The 12,539-nt window shown below is 45.5% G+C and carries 17 protein-coding genes; 11 read left to right on the forward strand and 6 right to left on the reverse strand.

Annotated features, from left to right (window positions below):
* Positions 1-18: 18 nt before the first annotated feature.
* From ACES2C_RS05695 to ACES2C_RS05705, 3 genes are all read right to left on the reverse strand, one after another.
* A complete protein-coding gene (locus ACES2C_RS05695) occupies positions 19-792 on the reverse strand; it encodes an exodeoxyribonuclease III (RefSeq protein WP_374166030.1) in 774 nt (257 codons plus the stop codon).
* 141 nt (positions 793-933) lie between these two features.
* Positions 934-1,689, reverse strand: a complete 756-nt coding sequence (locus ACES2C_RS05700; RefSeq protein WP_374166031.1) for a peptidylprolyl isomerase — start codon at positions 1,687-1,689, stop codon at positions 934-936.
* Positions 1,690-1,720: 31 nt separating this feature from the next.
* Entirely contained in the window at positions 1,721-2,068 is a 348-nt protein-coding gene (locus tag ACES2C_RS05705) for a hypothetical protein (RefSeq protein ID WP_374166032.1), read from the reverse strand.
* 337 nt (positions 2,069-2,405) lie between these two features.
* Between ACES2C_RS05705 and ACES2C_RS05710 the strand changes: the two genes are divergently transcribed.
* The 8 genes from ACES2C_RS05710 (at position 2,406) to ACES2C_RS05745 (ending at position 7,954) form a co-directional block, all read left to right on the forward strand.
* Positions 2,406-3,809, forward strand: coding sequence for a tetratricopeptide repeat protein (locus ACES2C_RS05710; protein WP_374166033.1), 1,404 nt, complete (start codon positions 2,406-2,408; stop codon positions 3,807-3,809).
* An 82-nt stretch (positions 3,810-3,891) separates the two neighbouring features.
* The gene (locus tag ACES2C_RS05715) at positions 3,892-4,656 is read left to right on the forward strand and encodes a phosphosulfolactate synthase (protein WP_374166913.1); all 765 of its coding nucleotides are present in this window, start codon (positions 3,892-3,894) and stop codon (positions 4,654-4,656) included.
* A gap of 21 nt (positions 4,657-4,677) precedes the next feature.
* Positions 4,678-5,460: a shikimate dehydrogenase gene (locus ACES2C_RS05720; protein WP_374166034.1), complete on the forward strand. Its 783-nt coding sequence runs from the start codon at positions 4,678-4,680 to the stop codon at positions 5,458-5,460.
* Positions 5,436-6,038, forward strand: a complete 603-nt coding sequence (gene gldD, locus ACES2C_RS05725) for a gliding motility lipoprotein GldD (protein WP_374166035.1) — start codon at positions 5,436-5,438, stop codon at positions 6,036-6,038. The genes ACES2C_RS05720 and gldD overlap by 25 nt, the downstream gene beginning before the upstream one ends.
* A 40-nt stretch (positions 6,039-6,078) precedes the next feature.
* Positions 6,079-6,717 (forward strand): MBL fold metallo-hydrolase, encoded by a 639-nt coding sequence (locus ACES2C_RS05730; protein WP_374166036.1) that lies wholly within the window; start codon positions 6,079-6,081, stop codon positions 6,715-6,717.
* A gap of 13 nt (positions 6,718-6,730) precedes the next feature.
* A complete protein-coding gene (locus tag ACES2C_RS05735) occupies positions 6,731-7,081 on the forward strand; it encodes a hypothetical protein (protein ID WP_374166037.1) in 351 nt (116 codons plus the stop codon).
* A 59-nt stretch (positions 7,082-7,140) separates the two neighbouring features.
* Positions 7,141-7,410, forward strand: a complete 270-nt coding sequence (locus tag ACES2C_RS05740) for a hypothetical protein (RefSeq protein ID WP_374166038.1) — start codon at positions 7,141-7,143, stop codon at positions 7,408-7,410.
* Complete coding sequence (locus ACES2C_RS05745) at positions 7,382-7,954, forward strand: ABC transporter permease (protein WP_374166039.1); 573 nt, start codon at positions 7,382-7,384, stop codon at positions 7,952-7,954. Before ACES2C_RS05740 ends, ACES2C_RS05745 begins: the two co-directional genes overlap by 29 nt.
* Here the strand turns inward: ACES2C_RS05745 and rfaD are convergent.
* From rfaD to ACES2C_RS05760, 3 genes are all read right to left on the reverse strand, one after another.
* On the reverse strand, positions 7,949-8,914 hold the full coding sequence (rfaD, locus tag ACES2C_RS05750) for an ADP-glyceromanno-heptose 6-epimerase (RefSeq protein ID WP_374166040.1): 966 nt from the start codon (positions 8,912-8,914) through the stop codon (positions 7,949-7,951). The two genes, ACES2C_RS05745 and rfaD, sit on opposite strands and share 6 nt — an antisense overlap.
* Positions 8,915-8,936: 22 nt before the next feature.
* Complete coding sequence (locus ACES2C_RS05755; RefSeq protein WP_374166041.1) at positions 8,937-9,794, reverse strand: menaquinone biosynthesis family protein; 858 nt, start codon at positions 9,792-9,794, stop codon at positions 8,937-8,939.
* 130 nt (positions 9,795-9,924) lie between these two features.
* Positions 9,925-10,422 (reverse strand): futalosine hydrolase, encoded by a 498-nt coding sequence (locus ACES2C_RS05760; RefSeq protein ID WP_374166042.1) that lies wholly within the window; start codon positions 10,420-10,422, stop codon positions 9,925-9,927.
* An 82-nt stretch (positions 10,423-10,504) separates the two neighbouring features.
* On the opposite strand from ACES2C_RS05760, the gene ACES2C_RS05765 reads away from it, so the two are divergent.
* The 3 genes from ACES2C_RS05765 to fabD are packed head-to-tail and all read left to right on the forward strand — an operon-like array spanning position 10,505 to position 12,498.
* On the forward strand, positions 10,505-10,930 hold the full coding sequence (locus tag ACES2C_RS05765; RefSeq protein WP_374166043.1) for a 6-pyruvoyl tetrahydropterin synthase family protein: 426 nt from the start codon (positions 10,505-10,507) through the stop codon (positions 10,928-10,930).
* A 6-nt stretch (positions 10,931-10,936) separates the two neighbouring features.
* Positions 10,937-11,578, forward strand: coding sequence for a GTP cyclohydrolase I FolE (gene folE, locus ACES2C_RS05770; RefSeq protein ID WP_374166044.1), 642 nt, complete (start codon positions 10,937-10,939; stop codon positions 11,576-11,578).
* A gap of 47 nt (positions 11,579-11,625) precedes the next feature.
* Positions 11,626-12,498, forward strand: coding sequence for an ACP S-malonyltransferase (fabD, locus tag ACES2C_RS05775; protein WP_374166045.1), 873 nt, complete (start codon positions 11,626-11,628; stop codon positions 12,496-12,498).
* The last annotated feature ends 41 nt before the right edge of the window (positions 12,499-12,539 follow it).

Below are 12,539 nucleotides of genomic sequence, written 5' to 3' on the forward strand. Positions count from 1 at the left end.
AGATTACAACAGCAGCTACTATTGGGCAGGAGCCAGCTCAACCAAAACAGGACAATGGTCTGAATGGACCGCCTCACATAAAATAGACGCACGCTTTAACCTCGGTTCCAGTTCTTTACTAACCATGTTGTAATCAATGCGCCATCCCAGATTCTTCTTCCTGGCGCCAGCCCGGAAACTCCACCATGTATAATGATGAGGATCAGGGTTGAAATATCTGAAGCTGTCTATAAAGCCGCTCCCCACAAAGTTGTCCATCCATTCCCTCTCCTCAGGCAGGAAGCCCGACGACTTCGCATTTGACTTTGGATTGTGGATATCAATCGGCTTATGGCAGATATTATAATCACCGGAAACAACAAGATTTGGTCGTTCACGCTTCAGCTCGTCAATGTAAAGTTGAAAATCATCCAGGAAACGATACTTAAACTCTTGCCTCATATCACCGCTCGATCCTGAGGGGAAATAAGTGCTAAGTACAGATACATCTTCAAAGTCGGCTCTGATCATTCTTCCCTCAAAATCATAGTCGCAATGTCCGCAACCATACTCCACCTTAAGGGGAGACCGTTTTGTTAAGATCGCTGTACCGCTGTACCCCTTTTTCTGAGCAGGATACCAATAGTGTTCGTATCCCATCTGCTCAAACATAAAAAGATCCGCCACTTGGTCGGGCGAAGCTTTAATTTCCTGAAGACAAAGCACATCGGGATCTGTCGCCTGTAACCAGGCAAGCCAGTTCTTTCCTATTGCCGAACGGATCCCGTTCACATTATAAGTAACTATTTTCATTACTATTGATTATAAGGCAGTACGGGGCCAGCCCCGCCAACGTGATATTCTCATGCCTAAGAGTTAAAAGGATGCATGGCCTATCGCTGCGGCCCCCCCATAATTAACCTGCTTTTAAAAGCTTCCTGAGCCAGCTCTTTCTCAAGCTTTCTTGCCTCCTTTTTTTAGGAGTGTTATTCTCATTGCGATATCAGTAAGAGGGCGATCATTCCCGTCAGTCGGGACAGCGGCAACGGAATCTACAAGGTCGATACCACGCACCACTTCTCCAAATACCGTGTACTTTTGGTCTAGAAAGGGAGCACCGCCTATCACCTGATAAACCTTTCGCTGACTCGCTGGTATCTTACGGCCTTCGAGCCTCTTCTGTTCCACATTATTTAACTCATCATCAGAATAGGTCCTGCCCTGCACAATATAGAACTGACAAGCGCTCGAAGATTTTGCAGGATTATCGTCCCGCGCCGCCGCCAGCGCTCCTTTTTTATGGAAAAGCAGCGGATTAAATTCTGCGGGGATCCTGTAGCCCAGATCTCCCTCCCCCAGCATCTGTCCGGGTTTTGCATTCCTGGAATTCGGATCGCCTCCCTGTATCATAAAAGAACTGATCACTCTATGAAAAAGCGTACCGTTATAGAAATCTTTCTTCACCAGCCTGACAAAGTTATCCCGGTGCTTTGGCGTCTCGTTGTATAGCCTGACCACACATTCACCCTTGCTTGTACTTATCCGGGCATATTGATTATTTGGCTTCTTCAGGAACCCGAAAATATCCGGCAGCACGCGGGTAGAAGGAGATGCACTGATGCCGGCAAGCATCAGGAATAAAGACAGCACTCCCGCGAATATAGATGTTCTTTTAGCAGGGAGAGTCCCAACAGATCGGCAATAGCTCATATAGCAAAAACGGAGATTAGGAAAAGTATAATTAATTAACCAGATACTCGTCAAAATAAGATAAGATCAGCGACTTGAATAACATCTCCTGTTCAAGTAAAGTGTAATTCGGAATCGGCTTTATTAATCGCCAGTGCGGCCACCCGTCCTGATCAAGGCCTTCCAGCTCATAAAAGCCTAACTCGCTGAAGAGCCGGCAGGTCGCTATATGCATAAGCTCTTCCTTTTGACGCTTGGAAAACTTCCTTGGGCCCTTGCCCAGTTCCTGCACCCCGATCAGAAAAAGCATCACTTTGATATCCGGCTTCTCTGTGTCAAAATCCACAGCAATACGCTCCTGTAGTTTCGACCATTTTGAATTAACCTCCCCTGGCGACATATATATTTTTCTTTTATTAACGTTAAGATATACGAGTAAAGTACAGGCAAAGCGCCGCAGCAAATATCTGAGGATATCTGTTGAAAATGATGATTTTCGTTTATTTTTTACGATATTTATAGATTCAGGAACGGTACCGCGAGGAGGAAATTAACTTATCAACAAAAACAAAACGCTACACAGCTGTTTTTTAGTTAATTGACCATTTTCCATCAGGATGTTGAAAACTAAAAAAAGAACAGCTTTCCGAATTTAATTATTTTGAAACAGAATTCCGGAGTTCCTTTAGTTCTGTTAATACACCTGTAAGAGAAGCCGTTCTTAAATTTTACGATTAATGGAAGAAGATTTTGAATTTGAATTCTCTGAAGATCCAAAGTTTTCAGTAGAAAGATACGAAGAAATGATCCGGAACCAGGATCAATACTTTTTTGATTCACAGGCATTCGAAAATATCATAGACTACTATATTGAAAAAAACGACCCCATAAAGGCCCTTCAGGTCGTGGAGTATGCTGTAAACCAGCACCCTTTTGCAGCAGTATTCTTTATAAAGCAAGCTCAGCTCTTCGTGGCCACCAACCAGCTTGACAGCGCTTTTGATGCACTCAATAAAGCAGAAATGCTGGAAAGATCAGAGGCGGATATCTATTTAATCCGCGGAAATATCTTCGAAGCACTCGACCGTCCTGATGAGGCTTTGGAAAATTACAGGACAGCGTTGCAACTGGCTGAAAATACCGATGAAATTTATTTGCTCATCGCTATGGTGTACCAAAACATTGGCGATTATGCAGGCGCTATTGAACACCTGAAAAAATGTCTCGAACAGAACATGGAAAATCAGGACGCATTATACGAGCTTGCCTTTTGCTACGATGTTCTCGACAAACAAGAAGAAAGCATTCAGTTTTACAAACAATACATTGATAACGAGCCTTACTCCTACGCCGCATGGTATAACCTGGGTAACGCCTACCACAAGCTGACTCTTTATGAGAAAGCAATAGATGCCTATGACTACGCGATACTGATCAAGGAAAACTTCGCGTCAGCGTACTTCAACAAGGGGAATTCTCTGATTCACCTGGACAAGTTCATCGAAGCAATTGACGTCTATAAGCAAACTTTTGAATACGAACCGCCAAATGCAGACACCTATTGTGCTATCGGCGAGTGTTACGAGAAACTGGAGCGGATGGAAGAGGCGCGGTCATATTATAAGAAGGCGGTAAAGCTGGACAGCAAGTTATCTGATGCATGGTTCGGGATCGGGGTAACTCTTGATTTTGAAGACCGGTATTTCGAATCCCTCCACTTTTACAAGAAAGCCCTGGCACTCGACGATAGTAATCCCGACTACTGGTTCGCAATGGCCGATGCATATTACAAGCTGGGGAAGCTTGATGAATCGGAGAAAGCGTATGAAAAGGTCATTGAGCTCAACCCGGTAGACGTAGAGGCCTGGCTTGATTACTCATCGATCTTATACGAGCAAGGCAAGCTTGATAGCGCCATAGAAACAATCGCAGATGCTATCAAGAACAATCCAGACTCTGCCGAGCTGTACTACCGCATCGTGGCGTATCTTTTTGCGTCCGGTAAATATAACGAAGCCCTTAATTTCCTGGAGCTTGCCCTTAAGATTGACCCTTCAAAGCACGAGATATTATTCGAGTATCTGCCCCAGCTTCACGACAATAAAATTATCATAGATATTATTAACAAATATCTTATTTAAGCTGTTCTTAGCAAACAGGTTAAAAATAAAATCCGGTACTGTAAGAATAGTATTGGATTTTTTTTCAGATTTGCAGCGTATGATGAATTTCGATTTGAAGAAAATTCCTGCCCGGACAGAAAAGCCACGTGAAAGCGGATTAACAATGGTGATGGACAAAGGCTTAAGTGTTCGGGAAATTGAGAATTTGCTTGAAGTAGCAGGCCCCCATATTGACCTCGTCAAACTTGGCTGGGCTACGTCCTATGTAACTCCCAACCTGACAGATAAGCTTAACGTGTATAAAAGTGCCGGTATTCCCGTTTATTTCGGCGGTACTTTGTTTGAAGCCTTTGTAATCAGAAATCAATTTGACGACTATAGGAGGGTACTCGACAAGTACGGACTTCAGTACGCTGAAGTATCAGACGGATCTATCGAAATTCCGCATGAAGAAAAATGTCAGTACATCAGTACCCTGAGTTCTCAGGTAACGGTCATTTCGGAGGTAGGATCAAAGGATGCGCAGAAGATCTTCGCGCCCTATAAATGGATTAAAATGATGACCGCCGAGATTGAAGCAGGGTCATGGAAGCTGATAGCAGAGTCGCGTGAAAGCGGAAATGTCGGGATTTACCGGGATTCGGGAGAGGTAAGAGAAGGCTTAATAGATGAGATTCTCACCCAAATTCCGCCTGAAAGAATCATATGGGAAGCTCCTCAAAAGGGTCAGCAGGTCTGGTTCATCAAGCTGATCGGTGCAAATGTTAATCTGGGAAACATCGCTCCTGCGGAAGTTATTCCGCTTGAAACTATCCGCCTCGGCCTGAGGGGCGATACATTTAATCATTTCATTAACACAATTTAGCCTTTCTCAGGTTTCAAAAATATGAAGAAGTTCGGTCTGATAGGGTATCCCTTGAGCCATTCATTCTCAAAGAAATACTTTGAGTCAAAATTCGAAAAAGAAGGAATAACCGACTGTTCTTACGACTTATTTCCTATCGAGAATTTAAGCGACTTTGAGAAGCTTTTGTCAGCACATCCCGACCTTTGCGGCCTCAATGTGACGATCCCACACAAGATTGGAGTGATGTTTTACCTTGACAAGGTTGACCCGGCAGCTAAGGCAATTGATGCGGTTAACTGTATCAAGATCATCAAACAAAAACCGCTCGAATCGTTTTTTACAGGAGAGTTATCGTCTACCAAACTTCGGCTGGAGGGATACAATACCGACGCGTACGGATTTGAAAACTCGCTGAAACCCCTCCTGAAAAAGCATCACAACAAAGCCCTTGTGCTCGGCAGCGGCGGTTCTTCCAGAGCAGTAGCCTACGTTCTTGGCAAGTTGGGAATTGACTACAAGGTAGTTTCCAGAAAGAAATCGAGAAAGCAGATCAGTTACTCCGACTTAAATAAGAGCATCATTTCGGAGCACCTGGTTATCATCAATACGACCCCCCTGGGGCTTTCTCCGGCAAGTGATACCTTTCCCGAAATACCCTACGAATTTATAACAAGCGATCATTTACTATACGACCTCATCTACAACCCCGCAGAAACTGAGTTTTTAAAGCGCGGTAAGATGCAGGGCGCCACCATTAAAAATGGAGAGGAGATGCTCCATCTGCAGGCGGAACGGTCATGGGAAATTTGGAACAACGATTAAATCTGATAGCATTTGTCGCTATTCTGTTATTCGCACTTACCTCGTGTAATTCGTGCCAGGACAATTATTCTCCGAAACCCCGCGGCTATTTCCGTATCACCTTTCCCCAGAAAAGCTACCAGCAGTACAGCGGCACTTGCCCGTACTCATTTAAATACCCCACCTACGCAATAATAACGAAGGATAGCTCCCGCGACGCCAAGCCATGCTGGATCAATGTAAGCTATCCCGGTTTTAATGCAAAACTGCATCTCAGTTATCACGACATTACTTCGCAAAAAACCTTTAATGAACTCATAGAGGACTCAAGAACCTTTGCATTTAAACATACAGTCAAAGCAACAGCCATCGATGAAGCAAGGATTGCGTATCCGGATAGGAAGGTCTATGGAATATATTATACCATTGAAGGCAACACGGCCTCCTCGGTGCAGTTCTTCCTTACCGACAGCACCCGGCATTATCTGAGGGGAGCGCTCTATTTTAATGAAGTGCCAAGGATAGACTCCATTCAGCCCGTTCTGAACTTTGTCAAGAAAGATATCGACGTGATGATCAAGTCCTTAAAGTGGCAATAAAAAGAAGTACGCACCAAAAAGAACAAACAGAAAGGCTCAAATGATCCAGGTTAAATTATTCCAATGTAACCCTTTTCAGGAAAACACCTATATCCTTTTTGACGAGACAAAAGAATGCGTTATTGTGGATCCGGGAATGCTCACGGGCGACGAGCAAAATGAGGTGGTGAACTTTATAAAGGATAATAAGCTTAAACCAGCTAAGTTATTAAACACCCATTGCCATATCGACCACGTCCTGGGAAACAAGTTCGTCTGCGACGTATTCGGTCTGTTGCCGCTCTTTCACGAGGGAGAGCTACCGCTGCTCGAGTCGGCGTCTGCTTTTGCAGTACCGATGGGTATTCAATATGAGCTTTCGCCTCTTCCTGAACAGTTCCTGCCACAAGCAGGAACAATATCATTTGGTCAGTCCGAGCTCGAGATCATCTTTGCTCCCGGCCATTCGCCCGCTCATCTTTGCTTCTACTCCCAAAAGGACCAGCTTCTGATTGGAGGAGACGTACTTTTCTACAGGAGCATTGGAAGAACAGACCTTCCAGGGGGAAACTACGCTCAACTCATCGCAAGCATTAAAGAAAAGCTGTTCAAACTGCCTGACCATTGCGTTGTTTATCCAGGGCATGGGCAGCACACAACCATAGGCGACGAAAAAAAGTACAATCCATTTGTCTCCTGAGATCACCAAATAAATGAATACGCCGTTCTACATCGCCAAAAGATATCTCTTCTCAAGAAAGTCTCTTAATGCCATTAATTTCATTTCCGGCATTTCGGTACTAGGTGTCTTTGTGGGCAGTGCGGCGCTCGTCGTTATTCTTTCTGTCTTCAACGGATTTGAAAACGTTGTACTGTCTATGTATAACACCTTTACGCCTGAGATAAGCATTTCCCCCGCTAAAGGCAAAACCTTCGATCCTGATGTTGCATCCATAAGACAGTTAAAGTCCGACCGGCGGATATTGAATTATACGGAAGTCCTGCAGGAGAAGGCCCTGCTCCGATACAAGAACGGACAATACATCGGAACAATAAAGGGGTAAGTGAAGACTTCACAAAAAGGAGAAAGCTCGACAGTACCATCATTGAAGGTTCATTCACCTTGCAAAAGAACGGGGTAGAGTACGCCGTAGCGGGTTCACTGGTGCAGGCTTATCTGAACCTCAATGTAAACGACGATTTTAGTGACATTCAGATCTTTTCACCGAGGAAGAGCGCGGGCAGTTCCATTAACCCGGCCGACGAATTCGTAGTCAAAGCGATTCACCCTTCAGGGGTGTTTCAGATCCAGCAACAATTTGATGAAACGCTCATTGTGCCGCTCCGTTTCGCGCGGGAGCTTCTTGAAGAAGAAAAAAGTCTCGGCAATTGAAATCTATCTTAAGGATCCTTCAACAGCCAATTCTTTTCAGGACCAGATCCGTCAAAAACTGGGAACACGCTTTACGGTGAAAAACCGTGTCCAGCAAAATGCACTCCTATATAAGATCCTGAATTCCGAAAAATGGGCTATTTTCATCATCCTGACATTTGTCCTCATCATCGCCATTTTCAACCTCGTAGGGTCACTCACAATGCTTGTTATCGATAAGAAGCAGGACATCGCTATCCTGAGTAGTATCGGAGCAAGTCCGGGATTAATCAGAAAGATATTCTTCACTGAAGGCATGATGATTTCAGCAGCGGGCTGCATCACCGGAATGTTGACCGGGCTGCTATTCTGCTTGCTGCAGCAAAAGTACGGTATGATCAAAATGTCAGAAGAAAATCTGATAACCGATGCTTATCCAATAGGCATTCAGGCATCAGATTTCCTTCTTGTCTTCTTTACTGTAATGGGGATTTCACTTATTACATCCGGGATTTCTTCCAGACTAAGCGTAAAGCACCTGGGACAAATGAAAGACGTTTTATAAGTACCTCTCCGGAATAAGATAATTCTTCACATAATCTTCCACACCCTCTTCCAGTGTATGGAAGGGCTTGTGATATCCTATAGAGATCAGCTTATCCATTTTTGCTTCCGTAAAATACTGGTATTTATCGCGTATGTCTTCAGGGGTCGGAATAAAAGAAATGTCGGGATCTTTTCCTGTAGCCCTGAATGTCGCAGCGGCAAGATCGTAAAAGGTCCTCGCCTTTCCTGACCCGAGGTTATAGATGCCTGAATCTTTACGGTGATGCATGAGGAAATAAAGCACATCTGTCACATCCTTTACATATACAAAATCACGCATCTGCTCTCCATCTTTGTAATCAGGCCGGTGCGATTGAAAAAGTTTCATCTTTCCGGTAGCAGAGATTTGCCTGAAGGTATGGAAAATCACAGAGGCCATACGTCCCTTATGATACTCGTTGGGACCATACACGTTGAAAAACTTAAGCCCCGCCCAGAAATAAGGCTTTCTCTCCTGTCCTAAGGCCCATTTATCAAATTCGTTTTTCGACTCACCGTACGGGTTTAACGGCTTCAACAGGTCAATAGTGCTCTCGTCATCGTCATATCCATGCTCACCTAACCCATAGGTGGCAGCAGAAGAGGCATAAACCAAAGGCAGGCCAAACTCAACACAAGCAGCCCAAACATCCTTTGAATAGTTCAGATTAAGTGTGTTCAACAGTTCGTAATCAAACTCGGTCGTATCAGTCCGCGCGCCCAGATGGAATACAAACTGCACGTGCAGGTGGTTTTCTCTTAACCAGCCCATAAACTCTTCACGATCTACGAGCTTCGAGTAGCGCTTGCCCTCAAAGTTTTTATTCTGTTCCGGATCTGAAAAATCATCCACCAGAACAAGATCGAAGTATCCTTCGTCATTTAGCTTTTGAACCAAACAGCTGCTAATAAAACCCGCAGCTCCTGTAATTATAATCATAGTTTGCTCGATTATGGGGCTATTACTTATCCAAGAAAATGCCGTAGGCGACAGCCGGTATGATGCCCTTATCAACCGCTGTCTCAAAGAGAAGTTCAATTGCCTGCCGGCCTTCCCGGCCCAAATCTACAGAATATTTATTCACATACAGCTCAATATGCTTGTACATCACCTGCTCATCCATCGCCTGGGCGTGAGAGCGAATAAAATCGAGACCCGACTTCGGATTTGCAAAAGCGAATTCTACACTTCGTCTTAATACCCGGTTCACTTTGTGCTTTAAGTCCTCATCCAGCGATCTCCTGATCACTATACCTCCAAGCGGGATGGCACACCCTGTCTTCTCCTCCCAATAATTTCCCAGGTCTACAACTTGCCGAAGTCCTTTTTCCTGATACGTGAACCTGTTCTCATGGATAATAAGACCGAGGTCAATATCATCCTTTATCAACGCATCTTCAATTCCGGAGAAAACAATCTCGCTCTTATTCGTCAGTTGTGGAAACGCCAGGCTAAACAAGAAGTTGGCCGTGGTGTACTTCCCCGGTATTCCAACACGCAGTCCTGCAGCAACTGCAGGACTCAGCTCACGCAGCTCAGAAGCCTTTAAATCTGATTTGGAGATCAGCAACGGGCCTACACCAAAGCCCAGCGCACTACCGGCGTCCAGCAGCACATAATCTTTAACAGCGTAAGCATAAGCGTGAAAACTTAACTTGGTTATATCAAGAACGCCGTTGAATGCATTATGGTTCAGTGTTTCAACATCTTCATAAAACACCTCAAAATCCAAACCCTCAGTATCAATTTTGTGGTGGATAAGCGCGTCAAAGATAAATGTGTCGTTAGGACAGGGTGAAAATCCAAGCGTTAACTTCATAACATCCTCTTTACTAATTCAATTAATTCCTCGTTTAAATTCCTTATCGCCAGCGGAATGTTCCATGCGGCCCGGTTCCGGCGTTCAACATAGTTCGACACAGCACGCAGCTGTAACGAAGGCACTCCCTTCACCCGGCAGCTATAAAAAAAGCCGCCCCTTCCATGGACTCGATATCAGGTTTCAGGCGCTCCTTTATGGATCGGATACTCGTCTCCCAGCCGTGAACCCGGTTCACCGTAATTGCAGAGACCTCAGGCAACGAAGAAAGGCGTCCCTCTGAAAGCCCGAAGGCTAACGGACGCTCCGTGCTTTTACCGAAGCCAAGATCATCAAGTGTTATAAATGCGGTGTCATCCTCAGCACCTAGCTCAGAAAAACAATCTTCCTTCACCTGCAGGACGGTCCCCAGGGGGAGGCTTTTGTCGAAAGCGCCGGCAATGCCTGCATTGACGGCCAGGTCATATCTGGCCAGGGCAAGCTCGGTGCCCATTGAAAACGCCGTTGCTACCATCCCTACGCCGGATATCACGACGTTTACCCCCTCTTGCAGGTCCTCCCGTTCCGCAAGAAACCTGGTCAGCGGCTCTATTTCCGCGGGCGTAGCCGACACGATCAGCAGTTTCATCACGCTAAGATACAGATTGCCCCGATCTGCACGTAGACCATTGCCGCCAGATTTAAGTATATTTGTGCTTTATTAAATTTAAATGATATACATCACCAGACGAGAACAATTTAATGCGGCGCACAAGCTTTTTCGGGAGGAGTGGAGCGACGAAAAAAACCAGGAGGTTTTCGGCAAGTGCTCCAATCCTAACTGGCACGGGCACAATTACGAGCTGTACGTCACCGTAAAAGGCGAAATAAACTCCGAAACGGGTTACCTTATCGACCTGAAGACCCTCAAGGAGATTATCAGGACGCACATCACCGAGAAGCTCGACCATCGCAACGTTAATCTCGACGTTGATTTCATGAAAGGCAAAATGGCATCAACAGAGGTGCTGGCCGTAGAGATTTTCAATCAGCTGAAGGAACCGGTGCGGCAGCGGGGAGTCGAATTGCATAAGGTAAAGCTGGTTGAAACAGAAAATAACTTTGTTGAGTATTACGGCGATTCGCCATCATTGTAATTTAAAATGAAAGAGAAAGAGATAAATCATATGGCCGAGGAAAATGAACTCGATGGCTACGTTAAAATCGACAGGTACAACCCCGTTAAGATTGAAAGGATCGCATCGCATTACAGCGAGATCCTGAGCGATCTGGGAGAAGACCCTTCCCGCGACGGACTGCTTAAGACACCTGAGCGCGTAGCCAAAGCACTCCAGTTTCTTACGCACGGATACGACCTCAAACCAGACGAGATCCTGAAAAGCGCAATGTTCCAGGAAGAATACAGCCAAATGGTAGTGGTCAAGGATATCGAAGTATATTCCATGTGCGAGCACCATCTGCTTCCTTTCTTCGGAAAAGCACATGTTGCTTACATTCCCAACGGATACATTGTCGGCCTCAGTAAAATTCCGCGTGTTGTTGAAGCCTATTCCAGGCGGCTGCAGGTACAGGAAAGGCTCACCAATGAGATCAGAGACTGCATACAGAACACGCTTAATCCCCTCGGCGTTGCCGTAGTGATCGAGTGTAAGCATCTTTGCATGTCGATGAGAGGTATTCAAAAACAAAACTCAGTTACCACCACCTCGGCCTTCACAGGCGCATTTGCTAATGAGAGGACAAGGGCTGAGTTTCTGCGGCTAATTACTGCCAGTCTGGATTAGACATAAACACACAATAAATTATTTATTAAATAGTCGAACGACAACACATGAAGGCGTACATATTTCCCGGACAAGGGTCACAGTTCTCTGGCATGGGTAAAGAACTTTACCAGGATCAGAAATCGCAGGACTTATTTGAAAAAGCAAACGAAATCCTGGGCTTCAGGATTACTGACATTATGTTCAATGGAAGCGATGAAGAGCTAAAGCAGACCAGGGTCACGCAGCCGGCCATCTTTCTTCATTCTGTTATCCTTGCCGATTCTCTGGGAGGATACTTCACACCAGACATGGTAGCCGGACATTCACTCGGCGAGTTCTCTGCGCTTGTTGCTACCGGAGCCCTGACCTTTGAAGATGGATTACGGCTGGTAGCTGCGCGTGCAAACGCAATGCAAAAGGCATGCGAAATACAGCCCTCAACAATGGCGGCAATCCTGGGTCTGGACGACTTTACAGTAGAAGAAGTATGCCAGATGGTAAGTGAAATCGTGGTGCCTGCCAACTACAACTGCCCCGGCCAGCTTGTGATCTCCGGCAGCATTGAAGGAGTTGATAAAGCCTGCGCTTTACTTACTGAACGAGGAGCAAAACGTGCATTGAAACTGAACGTCAGCGGTGCATTTCACTCACCACTGATGGAAGCAGCCAGGGCCGAACTGGAAGACGCCATTGCCGCAACAAACATTCAGGCTCCCGTATGCCCTGTCTATCAGAATATAGACGCAAAACCGCATACCGATCCTGCCACCATCAAACAAAATCTCATCGCTCAGCTAACCGGACCGGTAAGATGGACACAGACCATTAAAAGAATGCTCGAAGACGGGGCCACCTCCTTCGTGGAGGTAGGACCGGGTAATGTGCTGCAGGGACTTGTCAAGAAAGTCGACCGTTCGGTAGAGACAAAGAGTGCATAACTGCAGTAACGGGCATAAAGCATTTAAGGATGCAGGTTAAT

This window comes from Arcticibacter sp. MXS-1, from assembly GCF_041902385.1.
GTDB lineage: Bacteria > Bacteroidota > Bacteroidia > Sphingobacteriales > Sphingobacteriaceae > Arcticibacter.